Source organism: Verrucomicrobiia bacterium (assembly GCA_035629175.1).
Lineage (GTDB): Bacteria > Verrucomicrobiota > Verrucomicrobiia > Limisphaerales > DASXHY01 > DASXHY01.
On sequence record DASPIL010000107.1, the window covers coordinates 279,875 to 301,718 of the forward strand.

The following is a 21,844-nucleotide window of genomic DNA, read 5'->3' on the forward strand; positions in this document are numbered from 1 at the left end:
TCGAATTTGTCGCTTCTATCGGGCTTTTGCCCGTGAGGCTGGCGAGCTGGGTCTCCGTTCTGGCCTTCTCCGACATTGGGTGCGGCCAACCATCCATGTTCACCCCCGATCTCTGAACTCCTGGATGCTGCGGACAAAATCGTCGGGGAGTCCAAAATCGAACCGCTTCGCGTCGGGCATTTCCAGCGCGAGGTAACCAAACCGCTGTCGTTGCAGCTCCTGTGCGCGTGTGAGTTGGAATTCGCCGTTGTCGCGCACATCATCGCGAATCATCTCTGCGAGAATGTCGTAAATCGATGGAGCCAGCAGATGCATTCCAAACCAGCCAAGCCATGTGTCGTCTGGCAGCCCGTCGACATGCAGTTTTTCGCGTGCCACGGATTCCGATGGTTTTTCGATGATCAACGAAACATCAATCAGCCGCGGATTGGCCGCTGTGCGCCTCCCTGAAATTGTTCCATAGCCTTTCAACTGTCCGGCAGTGATTCGATTGACGGCTGAGACGCTTTGCCCGTTGGAGTGACTCGCCAGCCCCGCCAGTTCACGATAGGGCGAAACCGATTTGCCTCGAAACAGGTGATCTCCCAGCCCGAGCAACACTGTTTCCCCGCCTGCAAATTCCCGAGATTGGAACACGGCGTGGCCGTATCCGTCCTGCTGATGCTGGACCGCGAAGCTGACCCGTTTGGCAAAGCCACGCATCTGTTCGGCTTCGCGCAGGAGGGCGGGATATTTTTGCAGCCTTTTCAAATAGTCGTCGCCAGGGCCGTTGAGGTAATCGCGAACCATGTCGTCCTCACCCGGCTGGACAATGATGCACACCTGCTCAATGCCGGCAGATTGCAGTTCGAGTAGATGATAGTGGAAGAGTGCGCGCGCGATGCCGTCTGGGCCCACAACCGGAAAGAGCTCTTTCTTCACCGCGTGAGATGCTGGAAAATGCCGGGTGCCCAAGCCTGCGATGGGTATGATGGCTTTGCGAACGCTGGATTTCATGCGGCGGAACGATGGCGAATCGATGCGGTGGGTTCAATGCTGCGGAACTGGAAATACCGGAAGAAAACGTTAAAGCCCTGAGACACCCCATGCGCCAAGCCGCCCGCGGGTGTGTCACACTGTCTCTGATGTCCCGCGCGCCCGTCTTTCTATTCCTGTTGTAAGTCCTTGATATCCAACGATGTTACATCAATGGCTAAACTTGGCACTCGCTCTGCACGGGAAGCATCCAGACAACAACACGAATTTCTTATGGCAAAAGTTTTAGGCATCGATCTGGGAACGACCAACTCGTGCATGTCCGTCATGGAAGGCGGCGAGCCACTCGTTCTCGAAAATTCGGAAGGCAAGCGGACGACTCCGTCCGTTGTGGCCTTCACGAAGAATGGTGAACGGGTGGTGGGCGACGCCGCCAAGCGGCAGGCCGTCACGAATCCGCGAAACACTGTTTACTCCATCAAGCGCTTCATGGGCCGAAAATTTGACGAGGTCCAGGAAGAGATCAAGCGTGTCCCCTATAAGGTGGTTCGCGCAGCAAATGGCGACGCAGCGGTCGAAGTCGAGGCTGAAGGCAAGGTGCAGCAGTTCTCGCCGCCTGAAATCTCGGCAATGATTCTTGCCAAGCTGAAGGCTGATGCTGAAACACGGCTCGGTGAGAAAATCACCCAGGCCGTCATCACGGTTCCGGCTTATTTCAACGATTCTCAGAGGCAGGCAACCAAGGACGCCGGCCGCATTGCCGGACTCGAAGTCCTCCGCATCATCAATGAACCCACGGCTGCTTCACTGGCATACGGGCTCGACAAGAAGAAGGATGAGAAGATCGCGGTGTACGATCTCGGCGGCGGAACCTTCGATATTTCGGTTCTTGAAATTGGTGACGGCGTTTTTGAGGTCAAAGCCACCAACGGCGATACTCACCTCGGGGGTGACGATTGGGACAACACGTTGATGGATTGGATTCTGGATGAGTTCAAGAAGGATTCAGGGATGGATTTGCGCAAGCAGCCCGACGCCCTGCAACGCATCAAGGAAGAAGCCGAGAAGGCCAAGATCGCGCTCTCCAGCTCGCAGCAATACGACATCAATCTGCCTTTCATCACCGCCGATGCGAGCGGTCCCAAGCACATTCAAAAGACCCTCACACGGGCGAAGATGGAGCAGCTGACTGACAGTTTGTTCGAGCGGACGATCGGGCCGACAAAGAATTGCTTGAAGGACGCGGGGCTCGACACGACGAAAATTGATGAGCTCGTGCTTGTCGGTGGAATGACCCGCATGCCCAAGGTTGTGGAAACTGCACGGACGCTGGTCAACAAGCAGCCGCATCAGGGCGTCAATCCTGACGAAGTCGTCGCCGTTGGCGCCGCGATCCAGGGTGGCGTGCTGAAGGGTGACGTCAAGGACGTGCTCCTTCTCGATGTGACGCCGCTGTCGCTCGGTATTGAAACGCTTGGCGGAGTGTTCACGAAGTTGATCGAACGCAATACAACGATTCCGACCCGCAAGTCCGAGATATTCTCGACGGCCAGCGACAACCAGCCTGGTGTGGAAATTCACGTGCTGCAGGGCGAACGCCAGTTCTCGCGTGACAACAAGACGATCGGCAAGTTCCACCTGACCGACATTCCGCCCGCACCGCGCGGCATGCCGCAAATCGAAGTCACCTTTGACATCGACGCGAATGGCATCCTGCACGTGGGCGCGAAGGATCTTGGGACCGGCAAGGAACAGAAGATTACGATCACGGCCAGCAGCGGACTTTCGAAGGACGAAATCGAGAAGATGCGCAAAGACGCGGAGGCTCACGCGGAAGACGACAAGAAGCGCCGCGAAGAAGTGGAAACACGCAACGAGGCGGATAATGCCGTTTATCGCTCCGAGAAGATGCTCAAGGAGAGCGCGGACAAGATCTCGGGCGACGCCAGGTCCAAACTGGAAAAGGCGGTTTCCGACGTCAAAGACGCGCTGAAAGGCAGCGATGCCGCAGCCATCAAATCTGCGAGCGAAAAGCTCAACGAAGCGTGGCAGGCTGTCTCAGCAGATCTTTACAAGGCCGCTGGGGAAAAGGGCCAGGGCGGACAGGCTGGTCCCCAGCCGGACGCACAGCCCGGGCCTGATGCAGGCGCACAGGGCGGAAAGAAGGACGAAGGTCCGATCATCGACGCCGAAGTCGTCGACGAGAAAAAATAAGCAGCTTTCGGGTGTTCACGACTGAAGAAATGCAGGCGCGGGCACCCGATTTATTTACCTGCCGCTTGGGCGGCAGGATTTCAATTAAACTGGAAAAAACCAATAAACAAACACACATACTATGGCACTGAACATCAGACCGCTCGGAGACAGAATTCTCGTCGAGCCGGCCGAAGAGAAGGAACAGAAAAAGGGCGGAATCATCATTCCCGATACGGCTAAGGAAAAGCCGATGGAAAGCGTCGTCGTGGCGCTTGGAACCGGGAAAACTGACGACAACGGCAAGAAGGTTCCGTTCGAAGTCAAGAAGGGCGACCGCGTTCTGGTGAGCAAATACGGCGGCACGGAAATCAAACTCGACGGCAAGGAATACAAGATCCTGAGCGCCGACGACATTCTCGCTGTGATCGACTGACGATTTAAACCATCAACTTTCAACAACACTAAAATATGGCAGCAAAACAATTACTCTTCGAAGAGGCAGCCCGTCAGGCGCTGCTCCGCGGTGTCACCAAGCTTTCAAAGGCTGTGACCGCAACCCTCGGGCCTAAAGGCCGCAACGTCGTTCTCGACAAAAAATTCGGTTCTCCGACGGTGACCAAGGACGGCGTCTCTGTCGCCAAGGAAATCGAACTGGAAGATCCATACGAGAACATGGGCGCACAGATGGTCCGTGAAGTCGCGAGCAAGACCAGCGACAACGCGGGCGACGGCACCACGACCGCGACAGTCCTCGCTGAAGCCATCTTCCGCGAAGGCCTGAAGCACGTCACATCGGGCGCCAACCCCATCGGGATTCAGCGCGGCATCAACAAGGCCGTCGAAGCCGCTGTCGCCAACCTCGATCGCATCGCCAAGAAGGTTAAGGACAAAGAGGAAATCAAGCAGGTCGCCACGGTATCCGCCAACTGGGACAACACCATCGGCGAAATCATCGCCGACGCGATGGACAAGGTCGGCAAGGACGGCACGATCACGGTCGAAGAGGCCAAGTCGATCGAGACCACTCTTGATGTTGTCGAAGGCATGCAGTTCGACAAGGGTTACCTCTCTCCGTACTTCGTCACCAGCGCTGAGACGATGGAAGCGAAGCTGGAAGACGCCTACATCCTTAATTACGAAAAGAAGATCAGCAACCTGAAGGATCTTCTCCCGGTCCTCGAGAGGGTTGCCAAGCTTGGCAAGCCGCTCCTGATCATTGCGGAAGATGTCGAAGGCGAAGCTCTCGCAACCCTCGTTGTCAACAAGCTCCGCGGCACCTTGAACATCTGCGCCGTGAAGGCTCCTGGATTCGGCGATCGCCGCAAAGCGATGCTTGAAGACATTGCGATCCTGACCGGCGGCAAGTGCATCACCGAGGACCTCGGCATCAAGCTCGAAAACGTGCAGCTCGAAGACCTTGGCCGCGCCAAGAGCATCGTTGTCGACAAGGAAAACACAACGATCGTTGAAGGCTACGGAAAGAACTCCGACATTCAGGGCCGCGTGAACCAGATTCGCCGTCAGATCGAGGAAACCACCTCGGATTACGACCGCGAAAAGCTGCAGGAACGGCTGGCCAAGCTCGCTGGCGGTGTGGCTGTCATCAATGTGGGCGCCGCAACCGAAAGCGAAATGAAGGAGAAGAAGGCCCGCGTCGAAGACGCGCTGCACGCGACCCGCGCAGCCGTTGAAGAAGGCATCGTTCCTGGCGGTGGTGTGGCCCTTATCCGCTGCTTCGCAGCCATCGAAGCTGTCAAAGGCGCGAACGAGGACGAACAGATCGGCGTTGAAATCATCAAGCGCGCAATCGAATACCCCGCCAAGTATCTGGCCGCAAACGGCGGATACGAAGGTTCGGTCGTGGTGCAGGAAATCCGCCGCCGCAAAGGCAACGAAGGTTTCAATGCCGCCACGGGCAATTACGAAGACCTCGTCAAGGCAGGCGTCGTTGATCCCAAGAAGGTCACACGCAGCGCGCTGCAGAATGCAGCCTCCATCGCTGGGCTGCTGCTCACGACGGAATGCCTGATCACCGAAGTTCCTGAAAAGGAAAAGCCGGCTCCCGCACCGGGCGGCCATGGTGGCATGGGCGGAATGGACTACTAAGCCGCGTAATTACGCAGCAATCTCACGAGGCCGGGAGCAATCCCGGCCTCTTCCATTTACATTTGGTGCTTGCCGTCACAGGGACTCTCGTTTTCCCTCACGCAACTTTCATGGCCAACGTCCTGATCCGAAAAATCCAAAATTCTGTAGCGAAGTCGCGCCACGCAGGGATTAATCGAAGCGACGACTGGGGCGGCCGGCGCGTCGCAGGTCTCAATCCAAAGTCCGTATTGGATGTTGGCTGCGGTGACGGGAGCCGCCTGATTCCTTATTTCAAGAATCTGCCGTCCGATTTTTGCGGGATCGAGGGGGCCCCTGAATTGATGCAGCGCGCAAAGGAGCGTGGTCTGACGGTCAAGGATTGCGATTTGAACGGACGATGGCCGTGGGAGTCTGGAAGATTCGACGTGGTGTTCAGCAATCAGGTGATCGAGCACGTTCACAACTGTCGAATGTTTGCGGCTGAGGCCTACCGCGTTTTGAAACCAGGCGGAACGGCAATCATCACGTCTGAAAATCTCTGCAGCCTTTTGAATTGCGCTGCCTTAATCATGGGCTACACGCCCTTTTCGCTCATGCAAACCTGCGGGCGTTATCTCGGAAACCCCCTGGGGCTTCATTACAACGAAACCTTGAGCGAACCGCTGCCGTTGGATCACCCCGCTTTCTCAGGCGTCTCAGGCCACATTCGCATTCTCACTGTGCGGCAGGCAAGGGAACTGTTTGAACTGGTCGGATTCCGCTCCGTGAAGACGGGGTCAATCAGCATTCTTCCGCTGCCTGATCAACTCAGCCAATGGCTTGAAAAGTTCGTGGCCAACCGCGGCCACTATCTGCAAATCGAAGCCGTCAAGCCGAGAGAGTAGGGCATCCGATTGGCGGAGAACCTTTCACGAGGAATGCCGCCCCGTCTGAAGTCGTTTCATCTCGCAGTGCACCATGTCGGCAATCATGTCCCTGAAACCGCTGGTCGGAGACCATTTCAGGAGCTGGTGCGCCTTGGCGGAACTTCCAACGAGATGCCGCGGGTCAGCGGGCCGAAACAGCTTGGGATCCTGACGCGTGCACGCGCGCCAGTCGAGGTCCAGAACAGCGAACGCGATTTCCACAACATCCTGCACGCTGTGCAGTTTTCCCGTGGAAAACACATAGTCCTGGGGTGTCTCATGTTGAAGCGAGAGCCACATCCCCCGCACGTAATCCCGCGCATCGCCCCAATCGCGTTGTGCGCTCGTATCACCGAGCACCAGCTCGCTCTGCTGCCCCGTCTTGATTGCAGCGGCTGCGCGGCAGATTTTTTGAGTCACAAACCCTGGCCCTCGACGGGGAGACTCGTGGTTGAACAGAATTCCGTTTACCGCAAAAAGACCAAACGTCTGGCGATAGACGCGTGTAATTTGCGTCCCAAATGCCTTGGCGCAGCCGTATGGGGTCGCGGGCGCAATCGGTGTGGCTTCGTCCTGCGGAACCTGTTCCGGATTTCCAAAGATTTCGCTGGAGCTCGCATGAAAGAACCTCGGCGGTTTTGGAAGCTGCCGCACCAAATCCAAAATGCGAAGGGTTCCGAAACCGGTAACGTGGCAGGTGGCTTCAACGTTCTCAAAACTTTGACCCACGTGGCTTTGGCCTGCCAGGTGATACACCTCGTCTGCATTCGCGGCTCCAAGCGCCGACTTCAACGCCTCGCGATCCTCAATGTCCGCCTCGAGAAGAAACAATCGGCGATTGATGAGCTCGGAATCCGCGATGATATGTTCGATGTTGCGCCCTGGGCCGGATCCGGGGCGGACGATGCCATGCACCTCGTAGCCGTTTTCGATCAGCAGTTCGGCCAGGTAGGACCCGTCCTGTCCCGCAATGCCTGTGATCAGCGCCCGTTTCACGATGTTGCGGCGCCACCTTTGAGAAATGCAACATCAGCGTCTACCATCAGCCGCACCAGGTCGGCGAACTTCGTTGCCGGGCTCCAATTGAGCTTTCGCCGCGCCTTGTCGGCATTGCCAATCAGTTGATCCACCTCGGCAGGACGATAAAATTGCGGGTCGATGACCACGTGCTTCTGCCAGTCCAGTCCGACACGTTCAAATGCAAGCTGGAGAAATTCCTTCACGCTGTGAGTCTCGCCCGTGGCGATCACGTAATCGTCGGGCTCCGGCTGTTGCAGCATCAACCACATGGCCTCCACGTATTCCTTCGCGTAACCCCAGTCGCGGCGGGCATCCAGGTTTCCCATGTGCAGCTTGTCCTGCATCCCGGCGTGAATGCGCGCGACAGCGCGGGTGATCTTGCGCGTCACGAAGTTTTCGCCGCGCCTCGGAGACTCGTGATTGAAGAGGATTCCGTTGCTGGCGTGGAGGCGATAAGACTCCCGATAATTCACGCTGATCCAATACGCGTAAACCTTGGCGCATGCGTAGGGGCTCCGCGGGTGAAACGGGGTCAATTCTGTCTGAGGCGTCTCACGCACCTTTCCATACATTTCACTCGATGACGCCTGGTAAAAGCGCGCTGGCAATCCCAGCTGATGAATCGCTTCCAACAAACGCGCCACGCCGGTGGCTGTCACGTCCGCTGTGTAGCCTGGAATGTCAAAGCTGATCCGCACATCGCTCTGGGCCGCGAGATTATACACTTCATCAGGCTTGATGCGTTCCAGGAGCCGGATCAGGGACCCTGCATCGCTGAGATCGCCATGATGCAAGCTGACGCGATCGGCAGCAAAACCGGGCGTGGCGAACACGCGCTCCAGCTGGCCGCGATACGGTGCGGCGGTGCGGCGGACGATTCCATGCACTTCATAGCCTTTTGCCACGAGGAGTTCAGTGAGGTAGGAACCGTCCTGGCCGGTGATGCCTGTAATGAGAGCCTTTTTTGCCATAGCAGTGAGGGCGAAGTCTTTCGGAATTAAGGTCCCGCAGCAAGCCCTGGGTCAGGCGCGGTCGCGATTGGGTTTGCGGCGGCCCGTGTGATTGCTCTCCCCGAGGTACATTCCCAGCAATTCGCCGCGTCCCGTTTTTCGGTTCCTCGACGAGAACAGACTCTTCAAAAGATTCAACAGCCAACGCATAACAGCGTGTGATAGTTGCAGCTCGTGGCTTCAGGCTCAATACCGAAGAGCGAGGACCGCCGCCTTCAGGGTGCTTCAGTGTTAAGATTGCGATAATTGGGCCTTTGCCGCCCCGTCATTCCCTCCCCAAGGTGAGGCGGCGCGAACGCCGTGCGCCGCCGTTCAACTTTGAACTTTGAACTTAAAACTTTGAACTTAATCTGTGTCCATGGCACGAAAGGCATCTGCAGATTCGGATTCACCGCCTCGCGGTTTTAGCGACATTGTCGGTTTTGCTCTCCTCGTCACCGCGGTATTGCTGCTGTTTGCCCAATTTTCGTTCGATCGCGGCGATATCGGTTTTATCCGAACTCCCGCCAACCGTCCGCTGCATAACTGGATCGGAACTTTGGGCGCATACTTCGCATGGAGCATCTTTTTCCTCTTCGGCGTCGTGGGTTACATCGTGCCGCTGCTCCTGGCGATGTTCGGCGCAGCCTATCTGCTCGGCTTTTTGAACTACCTTTGCGAACGCATTCGCTGGTCCCTCCTGTGGTCTGCTGTATTGCTTATCGCACTGACCGGCCTGTTCTACCTGGCGGGCGAAGCAGGTCTGCTGGGCGATTTCCAAAAGCGCCTTGGCATTCACACCGTTGGAGGTTTCCTGGGTTCCCTCACGTATGGTCAAACGAAGAACTACGACTTCGGCTTCGCGCTGCTCGGGCCCATTGGCGCAACAATCGTATACGCCGCACTCGGTGTTGTGAGCGTGATTTTCCTCACGGGTTTCCGCCTCGGCGAATGGCTTCAAAGCCGAATGGAACGAACTGCACCTGCCGTGGGTGAAGAGGCGGTCCTCGAACGGAAGGCGCGCGACCTTCAAAAACAGGCGAAGAAACTCCAGGAGGAAGTCGATCGCTCCAAACCCGGCATTGGCGCCGACCTTCAGCCGGTACCCGAGCCGACTGTGCGTGACCTGAGCATTTCTCCGTCGAAGGGCGCTCCGCGCACAAAGAAGTCAGAATCGCCCGCCGACTCACCCATCGTCCAGGAAGGCGAAGTCATCACGGCGCGCGAGATCGCTGCCGCCAGCACCAGCGACGTTCTCGGGAAAGGAGCGGAAGCTCCCTCCGACAAACAAACATCATCAGCCAAAGAGGGCGAAAAGGTTGAAGGAAAGGCGGATCCCGTCGTAACAATCGCCGACAGCACCGCGCCCGCGCCAGCCGCAGTCCGCCCCAAGCTTGTTCCAAGGAAACCGAAGCCGATTACCGTGGCTTCCACACCGATGATCGGCAACTACCAGTTGCCGACCATGGATTTTCTCCAGCATCCCGATCCCAATCTCAAGCCGACGGAATCCAAGGAGGAGTTGATGGCGAACGCGCGCCTGATGCAGCAGACACTCGCGCAATTCGATATTGAAGTGGCACTCGGCGACATTACGAAAGGCCCGACGATTACCCGATACGAACTGCATCCCGCGCCTGGCGTGAAGCTGGAAAAGATTCAGGGCTTGAACAACAACCTTGCCGCCGCCTTGAAAGCGGAACGGATCAACATTCTCGCGCCAGTTCCCGGGAAAAGCTCGGTCGGAATCGAGGTGCCGAACCTCGTGAAGACGAAGGTGATCATGCGCGACCTGCTCGAATCCGACGAATGGCGCAACAGCAAGGCGCGCATTCCGCTCGCTCTCGGCAAGGACGTGTATGGCCACCCAATCATCGCGGACCTCGCCGAAATGCCGCACTGCCTCATCGCGGGCAGCACGGGTTCCGGCAAATCCGTGTGCATCAACTCCATCATTGCCTCGCTGCTTTATAAATTTTCGCCCGATCAATTGCGGTTTGTGATGATCGATCCCAAGGTGGTTGAGCTGCAGCAATACAACGCGCTGCCGCACCTCGTGGTGCCCGTTGTCACCGATCCGAAGAAAGTGATTCTCGCCCTGCGCTGGGTGGTGAATGAAATGGAGAAGCGTTACCAGATCTTCGCCAAGGTCGGCGTCCGCAACATCGCTTCGTTCAATTCGCGTCCCAAGAACAAGCCGCTGCCGCAGCAGGAACCGGAACTGCCGTTGATGGCCAAGAAGGAAAAAGTGGAACCCGGCGCCGAAGGTTTTGCTGTCGAAGTTGACGAGGAGATTGTTGTTCCTCGCGAGGACGACATCGTGATCCCTGAGAAGCTGAGCTATATCGTCGTTATCATTGACGAGCTCGCCGATCTCATGCTGGTCGCGCCTGCTGATGTGGAAATGGCGATCGCGCGCATCACGCAGATGGCGCGTGCTGCCGGAATTCATTGCATCGTTGCGACGCAGCGCCCGTCAGTGGACGTCATCACAGGCGTGATCAAGGCCAATATTCCCGCGCGCATTGCGTTCCAGGTGGCGGCGAAGGTGGATTCAAGAACGATTCTTGACGCGATGGGAGCCGACAAGTTGCTGGGCAAGGGCGACATGCTTTATCTCCCGCCCGGATCGGCCCGCCTCATTCGAGCGCAAGGCGCGCTGATCACGGACGGCGAAATCCAAAGCGTGGTCGACTTCATCGCGAAGCAGGCGAAACCCAGCTACGAGGTTGAAATTCACCAGCAGCTGTCCAAACCGGTGAGCACCTTTGAAGGCGAAGGCGGCATTGACGAAGATGAATCGCTGATCGAGCAATGCATTGAAGTGATTCGAAGCGAGCAAAAGGCAAGCGTGTCCCTCATGCAACGCCGCCTGCGGCTCGGCTACACGCGGGCAGCGCGCATCATGGACGAACTTGAGAACCGCGGCATTGTCGGCCCAAGCAAAGGCGCCGAGCCGCGCGACATTCTGATAGACCTCGACGGCGGCGGTGCAGACGGCGCGGGTCAGTGAGCGGCTTTGCGTAGCGGCCATAGCGCAGACTTCCAAGTCTGCCGCAGCATCAAGCTTCCATGCCGGCCGGGTCCGGAGCGCCAACTTGCAGTTGGCTTAGCGCGTTCGATCTGGCTGGGCAGCGGAACTTGTGAGAGTTGGCCGTCTTCTGCCAGGACGGATCTAACTGACTCTGAATCTGGCCATTGTTTCTTCGATCATCGTAAGACTGCAAGTCGGCGCTCCGGCGTCACCCTAAAGCTGCGGCTTTCACTGCCGTTTGGAACGTGCGAAAACGGGATCGTTGTCGGGCAATAGGTTGTTCGCCAGGCAGTGAAACCATTCCCGAATGGAGGTAGCGCGGCAGTTGCCAGCGATCTCCTCACGGAACATCGCTTCCATGGCGCACTCACCCAGCGCGCGATACGCCTCGAACTGAGCCTCGTCGTAAATTTGATCGGCAGTACTCTGATGCGGGAAATCGGGGTTCAAGCGCCTGTAATCGGCAAGATGCGCGGGTTCCAATCCTGTAGTCGCCAGCTTCACGTACAACATCCATCCGAGTTCCTTGCCCGGCGCAGTTTCAGGCGCGTAATCAATCTTCACCAACACGGCGTGCGAACGGCTGAATCGTTTTGAATCGAGCCGCAGGTCTGAAATGTCGGGATACATTCGAATGCCCAGATCAATCTCGGCGTACCGCTGCAGGCGGGTGAGATCGGAACACTCCATTTCCGGTTCGCATCCGCCATCGACGCACACGATGAATTTGCATCGGCGGCGCAGCAGTTCATACGCAGCAAGATTCTCGATGTGCCCGCCATCCGACAGATTCACATACCTGCATTGCTCATGGATCAAACCGAACATTTCGCGGAACAAATACCACGGCCCGGCGCCCTCAAGCATTCGCCACAAAACTTTGCGTCCCGGGTTTCGAATCCAATAACCCAGGCGCACGTTGAACAAGGTCATGAGGAACCGGAAGTGCGGCAGCGACTTCCAACCCATGCTGGTCGAAGCCGCAGCACCCGAAACAGCAAGCGCGGTTCCCAGGTCGAAGTGCGGGTCGCCCTGTTCGAGGTTCTCGGTCGCCGCGTATCCTGTGAGCGGTGAACCGTAGAAGTGCCGGCTCACCATGAAGAAATCACCATCGCGGCCGCGGAGGTTCTTGTTCCGGCTGCTGGGGGCGTTCACGACCATGTTGACCAGATGATAGGGAGCCGCCGGGTCCGCGCCCAACTCCGACAGCTTCACCTGCTTCAAAACTTCAGTCCGTCCTTGCGCGCGTTCGCCCGACAACGCGCGGACCAGCGGGTGCTTGCCGCTTTCCTCCTCGGGGATGCGGCGGGCCAGGTAACACTCGCAAAGCCGATTCCGGTAATATCGGTGCGGAGCAAGCGTGTTGATGTTCACGCAGAACCAATTCCAGAGTGCGAGCCCCAGCGTCACCCAGAATACAACGTGGGGCATCCAGCTGACCCCATCGCGCGACAGGCCCATGCGATTACCGACGTACAAAAATGTGAAGATGAGGAAGAGCGGCCCTGTTAGAATGAACAGTCTGACGGCAAGAGTGCGGAGACGCGGCCAGCGTGGACTCAACCACGCGATCAGCGCGGCGAGCGCCGCTCCGGCCACGCCCGTGAGCGATGTCGGCAAAAGACCCGCGAGGCTTTCAAGACCCGAGCCGCTGTGGCTCCATTTGGCAAGCGATGTTCGCAACCATTCGTGTCCGTGAAACAGCGCGGGCATCAGGAAAACCGCCGCCGCTGTCACTGTTAAAATTCCCAGCGCCACGGTCCCGTTTTCCCAAAGCCTGTGAAACAAGGCGCGTTTGGATTTGGGCGCCTGGCCGTGCGCAAGGAGCTGCAATCCCGGCAGCGCCACCCACGCCAGCCCGAAGAGAATCGCGAGCCATTTCAGCGCCATCCCGGAAGGTGATTCGGGGAAAGCGGGTACGGCCGGCCCGTTGGGAAGCATCGCATCTTCCCAAAGCCACGGTCCTGCCACGAAGGCGAGGATTGCAGCGAACAAGGGAATCGGCAGCACAATCATCAGGTTCCACGCAAGGCCGCTGGCCAGGAGTCCGAGCATGCGGATCTTCCCAATGAGCCCTCCGTGCAGCAGGTATTTGCTGTGGTTGCGAAGATGCCTGACCAACCCCGATTCAATGCCTGCCGAGCGTTGGAAAACGTCGTTCACTTTTGCCTCCGCTGCAGCCCGCGTCCGCGGCGTTGTGTCGTCTGGCTGCCGCGTTCCCAACGCGCAGCTCAGGAAACTCCCGAGGTATCCGCCTCCAGAAACCGTCGACAAATAATCGAAGTGCAGCAAGAGCCCTCGCCGCGCGAGCACCTGCACGATGCCCAGGCAAAACGTTGCGGAGCGAATGCCGCCGCCAGAAAGCGCAAGTCCCGTTGCGTTCAGCAATGGGCCTTCAGCTTTGGCATCCGGGGAAAGAATGGCGCGTCGTTCGAGAATGGTTGCGTGCTCCTTCGCATTGATCTCCTGCGCTCGAGCAGCACCATCGAAGTCGGACTTGATATTGACCTGGTCTCGAATTCCCGCGCGCAGGTCCACGCCAAGGGTGGCTGTAAGGCCGGACGTTTCAGCGGCGACATTGTGGATTCCTGCCATGAGCGCGAGCTCGGCCTGAACCTTCAGCAGTTCCTCGCGCAATTGCAGCAACTCCTGACGAAATGCCCTGCGCACCTGCGGATCCCGAAAACGAATCGACGCCGTCTCGCTGGGATCTTTCCCGCTCGCATCTCCCGTCATCCAGCCGTGCCAGCGCGCAGCGTAGGGTCGGAGCAACTCGTTGAGCAATCTGATCCCGAGCTTTCGGAATTCTCCCGCCTCGGGGTGCGCTTCCATCAGTTCGCGCACCTTCGAGAACAGCGCGAACACACTCTTCGCAACGCTTTCGTCATCGCCCGACCTGAAATGCAGCTTCTGCGTCGTGATGCGGGTCGCGAACTGCACCCACAGCGCGTAGGCCGGGGCGGCATCCACCGAGGAAGGTAGCGGAGCGTTCAAGTTATCTGTTGATCCATTGATCAAAGGCATCAGCGCGAGGGTGCGCCGATAAATTTTCCCGGGAGTTCAACGCTCGCGCTGCGTTGAGAACTTCCCGCGCGCGGATCTGCCGGCGGATGTCGGCGCTGAAGGAGGCCGCAGCAGGCAAAGTTTCGGTCCCCGCCGCAAGCGCGGCGAAGTCGTCGACGCCAAAGGTTTCGCCATAAACATTCAATGCATCTTCCAACGCCCGGCGCGCCAGCTCCGGCGATGTGGCCTGCCGCGCGGTTGCCAGGCCAATCCAGGCGCGCATTTCTGCGAGGTAATCGCGAATCTCGGGACTCGATGCGAGCCGCTCTTGTTCAAGGCGGAGCGCGTCGAGAGCCTCGCGCGATGCCGCTTGATCCCGGACGCTCCATGTGTCGTTCGTGCTGTTCGCAAACCACCACAGGAGCGTCTGCTGGCATCGCTTCAACGCCTTGTCGCGATCGGTATGCAGGTCGGATTCTGCAACCTCATTGAAGGTTCCCTTTGCCAGGCTGAACTGGCCGTGGCTCAGGAAGAGCAGCGCCTGCCGCACTCGCAATGCTGCGGCGATCGCGGGTTGACCAGGATGCGCGGCAATAAAGTTGTCGATCCGCGCCGTCTCCGTTTGCCAGGTTGCGGGTGCGCCGGCTCGCGGATCAGGCAGCCCAACGTGTCCACCGAGCATCGCCGCGTTTGAGTGAGCAACGATGTCGGCGACTTGCTTGCGCGTCGCGCAACCGGACGTTGCGCTCAAGGCAGCGATCAGCGGCAGCATCAGAATCGTGCTGAACGAACAGAAGCCACGTGAGGTCCGAAACGGTATTTTCATGGATAATCCTTTAGGCCGACGCCGCGGTTTCCAGGAGACGCCCGAACAGCTTTTTGAACGCCGCTGATTCCGGATTGATCCTGGCAAATTCTCCACGTCCCCAGGCTGCGACCAGTCCGCCAACAAGCCATGGCACGCCGGACAAATCGAGGCGGGTTCCCAACTCGGCGCGCGCCTGCACGAGGCTGTCATCCACGACTTTGGTGAGCGCGTCCGTGAGCGATTCCGTCGTGCTGTTCTCGATCCTCGCCCGGCCCGAGCGCGCGGCCGCGCGCAGTACTTCGTGCACGGTCGCAACCAGCACTGCTCCCGAGAGAAGCGTTTTTTCATCGGAACCCGCTGCGCGAACCACGGCATTCAACACGGCTGTCGCAATATTGCTCCTGGCCCGATCGAACAACTCCGGGTTCTGCGCAACGGCCTCTGAAGCAGCGGTCATGAGGGCTGCTGCGTTGAGGCCCGTGAGCGTTTGTGCTTTGACGAGCTCCGCCAGGCTCGCGGAAAAGTCAGCGATCAATGTGGCGTAACGCGTCTTCACAAGGGAAGGATTCTGCGCAAATGCCTGCAGCATGCCGCTTGTCGCGGCAGCCGCCAGAGTGCGCGCATCAAGGCTGGATAGCGTGTGAACCGCATTCAACACGCCCCCGACGACCGTGCGGGCGAGTTCGGCGTTGTCGGATTCGATGATCAATTCCGGATGAGCGCCAAACACGCCGGCGACTTCAGTGACCATTTCCTCCAGGCCCTGGCGGCTGAAGGAAGCCTGGATTCCGTCGCGCGCGACGGTGCTCACAAAGGAATTCAGGAATGCGCGAAGCCACGGCTGGTTGCCGGCTTTCGCGGCGAGCAGCCCGGGTTTCGCTGCAACCGCCGCGATGGCCGCATCGCCGATTCGAAACAGCGTTTCGTTGCTGAGTAGATTTGCGTCAGGAATTTCGTTCAACTCGGTCACCATTCCCAGCAGCACATCCCGGAGCAGTTCAGGTTGGCCGTCCAGCAACAGGGGGCCGTAACGTCCCATCCCTTCGAGTCCCGCGCGCAGAAGATCTCCCCAATGATCCGCGAAGAACTGTTTGAACGTTGGGCTGTTGCTCACCAGCGGCGAGGCGTGTTTCAGAACGTCCGACGCAAGTTGTTTGAACGAATTTGCCTGGTCTTCGCCGAGTAATTCAGAGGCGCGCTGCAGGCCTTTGCCAACCAGCAGGGGATACCCGCGACCCTGGAATAATCCGGCGAGAAATTCATCGCCGTCAGGCGATTCACCGCGTGCCGTTGCCAGCACATCCATCAACGCCAGCAACCAACGGCTATCTGCCGTCAGCAAGCCGCGATGATCCAGCATTCCATTCAGGCTGGCGCTGAGCGCGTGCCGCAACAGCGGACTCCACGCGGAGAATTCTTCCAGGTCAGGACTCGCGAATCGTTCGAGAATCGATTGAACAGCGCCGCGCAGTGCGGGATCGCGAACAAGCAAGGCGGTGTTTTCTGCGCCGAATTCGCTGAGAACATCTGCCACGAGCAAGCCGATCCGTGCAGCGTAGCCCAACTCGCGATCATCCTTTCCCGCGCTGATATGAAATGCGGCCGCGAGCAGGTCGGGATCGCTCAAGTCAAACTGCGGCAGTCTGCGTCGCAGTTCGGTCACATACTCGGCGTCGGGCCGAAGCGGTGCGACGATCAATCGCTCAGGGAAAACGCGCCGATAACAGTTTCCGACAAAACTGCCGTCAGGCGCTTCCTTCGCGAGTTCTAGAAGCAGCTCGGAACGCGTGTCGCCGAGCGGATCGCCGGATGCGCCGTCGCCGCCGGCCAGGTATTCCTTGAGTTCTCGAACCTTTTGAAGCGCGGTGGGGCCATTGTAGATCTCGGGCATCAACAGCACCAGGGCGCCCTGGACGGCTTCGCGTTCGGCCACAAGGGCGTCAAGGCGATGCCCGAATTTGATGATTCCTCTGGCGACAGAAATAGCGAGTGCTGCTGTGGAAGGTGAAATCATACCATCGTCCGTTGTTCCAAAGGCTGATGGCCGGAGTGTGCTGAGTCGTTTCGTGCCGGGCAACTACAAAGAAGCAAACCCGGCGTGGCGGCGGCGCATCTGACACTGCCCAAGCTGCAATGCAGGAGCAGCGCGGCTCTTCAGGCCGCGTAAGCGTAAAAAGATTAGCCCAGGGCTGGCCGGTTTCCACAACGGACGTCGTCGGAACGTTGAACCGGCCTGAAGGCACGCGCTCCGTCAGGCGCGGGCGCGCGAGACGAACGGATTCCCCTTGATGTAAAACCGCAGGTTGCGCTTTGCCCAGTGCTTCGCGTACGCAACGCCGACGCGAGGACCTTTTGCAATGACGAAGGAAGCAGTATCTTCGTCTTCAGCAATGAACAGCGTGTTGCTGAGCAGGTCGTGGCCGTTCACGCTCTTGTCAATTCCCATGGCACGACACAGCAAACCGGGGCCCTGCGTGCGGCTTTCCAGATTCTTTACAGGCTCCAGCGCCCGCAGCAGCACAGCCGACGCATGGCCCTCCGGCTGCGTGACCACGTTAATGCAGTAATACATGCCGTAGATGAAGTAGACGTAGGCATGTCCAGGCGGCCCGAACATCACTTCTGTCCGGGGAGTTCGCCCTTTCGAGGAGTGCGCGGCGAGGTCGTGCTCGCCGAGGTAAGCTTCCACTTCGACAATTCTGCCAACGCGTTCGACGCCCTCTTCGACATGCACGAGAAGCTTGCCGAGCAGTTCCCGCGCAACGTGAATGGTGTCGCGATTGTAGAACTCGCGTGGCAGGCGCCTGCTTGTCAGGTCAATGGTCATGCATCGTGGCGCAGGTTTCCACACCTGCTGTATCGCCAGCTTCCATGCTGGCAGAGCGTGGACCGCGCGAGCAGGTTTGGAAACCTGCGATACAGCAGACTTCGAAATCTGCGCTACTCCCGCGGCGCCGACTTGGCCGCCTCCGTCCGTTCCTGGCTCAACGTTGCGGGCGCCTCATCTATTCGGAATTGGCGGTTCATATAAAGCTCGTCTGCAACCTGGTAGAGTGCCGTCGCGTTCTTTTCCAGTTCCGCATATTCGGGCGTGGTTCCCGGCACGGGTTGGAGTTCCACAAGCTTCGGATCGCCTTCATAGAAATACGCCGCCTTCTGCAGTCCCAGGATCACCATTCTCGCGTCTGCGTACATCCCGATGCTGCGATTATGATTCAGCAGCGCGCGAGCGGCCTCGGGCGGGTCGTTCAACAGGTCGCGGCCAAAGAACATCGTTTCATACGGACGCCCGAGAAGACCCAGCAGCGTGGGTGCGACGTCGAGCGAATTCCCCAGCGTCCCGACGCGCTGCGGTTCCTTCACGACGGCGGGCCCAAAGATCACAAACGGAATCTCATACGAAAAGATCGGAACTTCCTGTGCCCCGTAAACGCGCGCGCCGTGATCGGCCACGACGACGAAAAGCGTGTTGGTCCAGAACGCCTCCTTCTTCGCATCGCGGAAAAACTTGCCGAGGCACCAGTCCGTGTATTTGACGACCTTCTTCCGGCTGCGTTTCGGCACTTCGGGGTCTTCATCAATACGGCCGCGCGGATAGGTGTAGGGCTTGTGATTGGAAACGGTCAGGACGGTTCCAAGAAACGGCTGCCCAGTTTCGTTGAGTTTTCGGAATTCCTCGATCGATCGCGCAAAGAGATCTTCATCCGACACGCCCCAGATCGTTGTGAACACGGGATCCTTGAAATCCTTCTGCTCGATGAATCGATCCCACCCATTGTTGACGGCATAAGCCCGCATGCCGTCGAACAGGCCGCGCCCGCCATACAGGAACAGCGTGTTGTAACCGTCGCGCTTCAGCACGCGCGCGATCGATTCCACGTTCTCCGAGCGATCGCGCTTGACGATGGAGTCCCCTGGCAACGGCGGGAAAGATGAAAAAACGCCCTCGAATCCGCGCACCGTCCGGTTCCCGCTCGCATAAATGTTGGAGAACAGCAGCCCTTCCTCTGTCATCAGCTTGTCCATCTCAGGTGTCAGCGTGTCCTTGCGCCCAAGCGCCCCGAAAAATTCCGAGCCCAGCGCCTCTTCGAGAATGAGCACGACATTCAGTTTTGGACGCGTGGGATCGCCGGAAATTTTTCGGCGGATGCTTTCCGGGCCGCCGACGAATTCCGCCTCGGGCGATGCCAGCAACTTGCGAACGCGTGCATAGGCTTCGTCGTGGGGAAGCGTCCTATAGTGCGCGGCATACTCAAGGTTGCGGGTCCAAGCAGCATGAACAAACGACAGAGAGCCGTTGTTCGCCACTTCGTTGATGGTTCGATCCTGGCTGAATTGCGTTCCCTGGAGGCTGATTGTGAATAGCAGCACCACTACCACGCCTGTGGCACCGGCGAGCCGGAGGAAACGCGATCGCGACGGAATGGAGTTTTGCCACATCGGCTTGAACCAGGCAAAGGCGCCAATCGTCCAGCCGATTCCCAGGCCAAGGCAGATCGCGATGATCGTGTAGAGCGGATAGGAATCGCGGATGTTGCCCACGACCTCATCGGGATAAATCAGGTAATCCACGGCGACCGTATTGAATCGCGAATGGAATTCCTCGAAGAAAAAGAACTCGGTGAACAGGATGAAGATCTGGACTGCCCAAAACAGCGCCATGCCGCATGCGAGCAGCGTGCGATGCCAGCGCCGCGCGAACCAGCGCTCCTTGACGATCCAAAACCAGAAGAGCAGCGGCAGGGTGGTGATCAGCGACATGACAATGTCCTGGTGCAACCCGATGAAAAACGCCTGGACGGATGTGCCGAAGGACACGTTCGCCTTGCCTGCAAAGGAGAAGTAGAGGATCAGCCGGAGGATGGTGAGGGCGACCACCAGTGTGGCAAAGAAGAATGTGGCAAACCCATAGCGGGAATGTCTCCAAACGCGTTTGGTTGGATCGAGTTCTTCAGTCATGGCGATTGCACAAAGGTCAGGATCGCGATTCGTTTCAATTCCGGCACCCGCTAATGACACTTGGTCTGCCAGTGCTGTTCAATTCCAAAATGCGCGATGCACTGCGATACAGCAGGCTTGGAACGGTGCGCTGCGCGTGCCAGATTGTTAACGTGCCGATTTTTTACGAATGCCAGCGTTGCACCGCCTGCTGTCGCTGGCCGGGACAGGTGCGCGTTTCCGATGCCGAAATCGCGCGCTTGGCGGAATTCACTGGAATGGGGGAGTTCGAGTTCATTCAACGCTACCTGCAGCTGCGCGCCGATCGGCAGGGGCTTGCGCTGCAGAACAAGTTGAATGGCGAATGCATTTTCCTCGAGGGCGATAATTGTGCGGTTCAGGCCGTGAAACCTCAGCAATGCAGTGACTTTCCCAATCTTTGGAATTTTCCCGGGTTCGAGAAAGTCTGTGATGCCATTCCCCGCCGGGTTTCAGAAGAGGAGTACGCGGCATTGATCGCGAAGGCGACGGGGAGGCGGCATTTATGATTTACGATTTATGATCTATGATTTGGTCTCTCCACATCATCAATCATCCATCATAAATCATAAATCTTTGTCCCTTCATGAGCGGATTTCCCGCGAGAAATTCCTGAACAGCCATGCGACGGCCGCCTTCCCGCTGGAGCGCTGTCACTGCCACGGAGCCTTCTCCGCAAGCGACCACGATTCCAGATTTGTCGGCCGCGAGAATTTCGCCCGCTGGCCCGCTGTCCGGCCTTGGATGCGCCGCCCAGAGTTTCAGGAGGAGCGGTTGCGCGGATGTTTGGAGATGCGAGTAGGCGCCAGGCCACGGCGTCATGGCCCGAATGCGATTCCATACGGCCCGCGCTGAGTCGGACCATTTGATCTGGCCTTCGGTCTTACGGATTTTGGCGGCGTGGCTCACGCCTTCAGTTGGCTGTGGTTGCGGCTGGATCCGGCCTGCGACGTAATCTGGTATCGTTTTGACGAGCAACTCAGCGCCAATGCGCGCGAGTCGATCGTGCAACGTCTGCGCGTGGTCTTCGTCATGGATTGGAGTGCGCGCCTGCGTGAGGATGTCGCCCGTGTCCAGTCCGACATCCATCTTCATGATCGTTACGCCAGTCTCGGATTCGCCCTCCAGAATGGCGCGTTGGATTGGGGCGGCGCCGCGAAATTTGGGAAGGAGCGACGTGTGAACGTTGAGGCAGCCAAAGCGCGGGAGGTCGAGAATAGCCTTGGGAAGGATTTGCCCGTAGGCGGTGACGGCGATCAACTCCGGAGAGAACCCGCGCAGTTGTTCGATGAACGAGTCATTGCGTGCGCGTTCCGGCTGCAGAACGGGAATTCCGCTTTCGACCGCAAGTTCCTTCACTGGCGTGGGCTGAAGTTTGAGTCCGCGCCCTTTCGGTTGGTCGGGTTGGGAAACCACAGCCGCAACCTCGAACTCGCGGGCTGCGAGCAGCGCCCTCAGGCTTTCGGCAGCCAGCGCCGGCGTGCCCATGAAAACAATTCGCAATGGCATCGCCACAGCGAAGGACAAAACCGAAGCAGGCGAAAGGCAAATGTAGCGGGTGGTGTCAGGCATCCCTGCCTGACGTAGAGGCGGGCATCCTTGCCGCCGGCAGAAGCTGTAACAACGAGAGACGTTGGGGAGGTGTAACGCACTCGGATTGCACGAGGTTTCTTCCGCCGGGCTGGAAGCGCCGGCTCTACGGCAGGCAGGATGCCTGACGCTAGTGCGCTTGGGATACAACGCACATCGCAGGGTGAGAGTCCCTGTCTGGCGGCGCTTCCCGCCAGAGACTGAAGGTAACTGCGGTTCAGAAATGAACCGTGGAGAGCAACTGGAAGTAAACGGATAG

15 protein-coding genes are annotated in these 21,844 nt (G+C 58.4%); 6 read left to right on the forward strand and 9 right to left on the reverse strand.

Features of this window, described 5'->3' with window-relative positions:
* Positions 1-99: 99 nt before the first annotated feature.
* Positions 100-996, reverse strand: a complete 897-nt coding sequence (locus VEH04_20875) for a sugar phosphate nucleotidyltransferase (GenBank protein HYG25231.1) — start codon at positions 994-996, stop codon at positions 100-102.
* 252 nt (positions 997-1,248) lie between these two features.
* Here VEH04_20875 and dnaK point away from each other — a divergent pair, with 252 nt between their 5' ends.
* The 4 genes from dnaK (at position 1,249) to VEH04_20895 (ending at position 6,143) form a co-directional block, all read left to right on the forward strand.
* Positions 1,249-3,189: a molecular chaperone DnaK gene (gene dnaK, locus VEH04_20880; GenBank protein ID HYG25232.1), complete on the forward strand. Its 1,941-nt coding sequence runs from the start codon at positions 1,249-1,251 to the stop codon at positions 3,187-3,189.
* A gap of 121 nt (positions 3,190-3,310) precedes the next feature.
* On the forward strand, positions 3,311-3,604 hold the full coding sequence (groES, locus tag VEH04_20885) for a co-chaperone GroES (protein ID HYG25233.1): 294 nt from the start codon (positions 3,311-3,313) through the stop codon (positions 3,602-3,604).
* Between the two features lie 35 nt (positions 3,605-3,639).
* Positions 3,640-5,277, forward strand: coding sequence for a chaperonin GroEL (groL, locus tag VEH04_20890; GenBank protein ID HYG25234.1), 1,638 nt, complete (start codon positions 3,640-3,642; stop codon positions 5,275-5,277).
* Between the two features lie 110 nt (positions 5,278-5,387).
* Positions 5,388-6,143: a class I SAM-dependent methyltransferase gene (locus VEH04_20895; GenBank protein HYG25235.1), complete on the forward strand. Its 756-nt coding sequence runs from the start codon at positions 5,388-5,390 to the stop codon at positions 6,141-6,143.
* Positions 6,144-6,167: 24 nt separating this feature from the next.
* Here VEH04_20895 and VEH04_20900 read toward each other — a convergent pair whose 3' ends face one another.
* Both VEH04_20900 and gmd read right to left on the reverse strand, forming a co-directional pair.
* Positions 6,168-7,160, reverse strand: coding sequence for a GDP-mannose 4,6-dehydratase (locus tag VEH04_20900; protein ID HYG25236.1), 993 nt, complete (start codon positions 7,158-7,160; stop codon positions 6,168-6,170).
* Entirely contained in the window at positions 7,157-8,155 is a 999-nt protein-coding gene (gene gmd / locus VEH04_20905) for a GDP-mannose 4,6-dehydratase (GenBank protein ID HYG25237.1), read from the reverse strand. Before gmd ends, VEH04_20900 begins: the two co-directional genes overlap by 4 nt.
* 397 nt (positions 8,156-8,552) lie before the next feature.
* Between gmd and VEH04_20910 the strand changes: the two genes are divergently transcribed.
* Positions 8,553-11,186 (forward strand): DNA translocase FtsK, encoded by a 2,634-nt coding sequence (locus VEH04_20910; protein HYG25238.1) that lies wholly within the window; start codon positions 8,553-8,555, stop codon positions 11,184-11,186.
* A gap of 249 nt (positions 11,187-11,435) precedes the next feature.
* Here VEH04_20910 and VEH04_20915 read toward each other — a convergent pair whose 3' ends face one another.
* From VEH04_20915 to VEH04_20935, 5 genes are all read right to left on the reverse strand, one after another.
* Positions 11,436-14,201, reverse strand: a complete 2,766-nt coding sequence (locus VEH04_20915) for a patatin-like phospholipase family protein (protein HYG25239.1) — start codon at positions 14,199-14,201, stop codon at positions 11,436-11,438.
* A gap of 1 nt (position 14,202) precedes the next feature.
* Entirely contained in the window at positions 14,203-15,036 is an 834-nt protein-coding gene (locus VEH04_20920) for a hypothetical protein (protein HYG25240.1), read from the reverse strand.
* A 10-nt stretch (positions 15,037-15,046) separates the two neighbouring features.
* Positions 15,047-17,032 (reverse strand): hypothetical protein, encoded by a 1,986-nt coding sequence (locus VEH04_20925; GenBank protein HYG25241.1) that lies wholly within the window; start codon positions 17,030-17,032, stop codon positions 15,047-15,049.
* 237 nt (positions 17,033-17,269) lie between these two features.
* Entirely contained in the window at positions 17,270-17,845 is a 576-nt protein-coding gene (locus VEH04_20930) for a DNA-3-methyladenine glycosylase (GenBank protein HYG25242.1), read from the reverse strand.
* Between the two features lie 113 nt (positions 17,846-17,958).
* Entirely contained in the window at positions 17,959-19,977 is a 2,019-nt protein-coding gene (locus VEH04_20935; GenBank protein ID HYG25243.1) for an LTA synthase family protein, read from the reverse strand.
* A 53-nt stretch (positions 19,978-20,030) separates the two neighbouring features.
* On the opposite strand from VEH04_20935, the gene VEH04_20940 reads away from it, so the two are divergent.
* Positions 20,031-20,504, forward strand: coding sequence for a YkgJ family cysteine cluster protein (locus VEH04_20940; protein HYG25244.1), 474 nt, complete (start codon positions 20,031-20,033; stop codon positions 20,502-20,504).
* A gap of 43 nt (positions 20,505-20,547) precedes the next feature.
* On the opposite strand, the gene fmt is transcribed toward VEH04_20940, so the two are convergent.
* A complete protein-coding gene (gene fmt, locus VEH04_20945) occupies positions 20,548-21,567 on the reverse strand; it encodes a methionyl-tRNA formyltransferase (protein ID HYG25245.1) in 1,020 nt (339 codons plus the stop codon).
* Positions 21,568-21,844 lie beyond the last annotated feature (277 nt).

What these genes read in the sequence shown, in the direction of transcription:
- fmt (HYG25245.1), bottom strand. Translation starts at nt 21,567, where the DNA reads ATGCCTGACACCACCCGCTACATTTGCCTTTCGCCTGCTTCGGTTTTG.
- VEH04_20920 (HYG25240.1), bottom strand. Translation starts at nt 15,036, where the DNA reads ATGAAAATACCGTTTCGGACCTCACGTGGCTTCTGTTCGTTCAGCACG.
- VEH04_20875 (HYG25231.1), bottom strand. Translation starts at nt 996, where the DNA reads ATGAAATCCAGCGTTCGCAAAGCCATCATACCCATCGCAGGCTTGGGC.
- groES (HYG25233.1), top strand. Translation starts at nt 3,311, where the DNA reads ATGGCACTGAACATCAGACCGCTCGGAGACAGAATTCTCGTCGAGCCG.
- VEH04_20935 (HYG25243.1), bottom strand. Translation starts at nt 19,977, where the DNA reads ATGACTGAAGAACTCGATCCAACCAAACGCGTTTGGAGACATTCCCGC.
- gmd (HYG25237.1), bottom strand. Translation starts at nt 8,155, where the DNA reads ATGGCAAAAAAGGCTCTCATTACAGGCATCACCGGCCAGGACGGTTCC.
- groL (HYG25234.1), top strand. Translation starts at nt 3,640, where the DNA reads ATGGCAGCAAAACAATTACTCTTCGAAGAGGCAGCCCGTCAGGCGCTG.
- VEH04_20895 (HYG25235.1), top strand. Translation starts at nt 5,388, where the DNA reads ATGGCCAACGTCCTGATCCGAAAAATCCAAAATTCTGTAGCGAAGTCG.
- VEH04_20930 (HYG25242.1), bottom strand. Translation starts at nt 17,845, where the DNA reads ATGACCATTGACCTGACAAGCAGGCGCCTGCCACGCGAGTTCTACAAT.
- VEH04_20940 (HYG25244.1), top strand. Translation starts at nt 20,031, where the DNA reads ATGACACTTGGTCTGCCAGTGCTGTTCAATTCCAAAATGCGCGATGCA.
- VEH04_20910 (HYG25238.1), top strand. Translation starts at nt 8,553, where the DNA reads ATGGCACGAAAGGCATCTGCAGATTCGGATTCACCGCCTCGCGGTTTT.
- VEH04_20925 (HYG25241.1), bottom strand. Translation starts at nt 17,032, where the DNA reads ATGATTTCACCTTCCACAGCAGCACTCGCTATTTCTGTCGCCAGAGGA.
- dnaK (HYG25232.1), top strand. Translation starts at nt 1,249, where the DNA reads ATGGCAAAAGTTTTAGGCATCGATCTGGGAACGACCAACTCGTGCATG.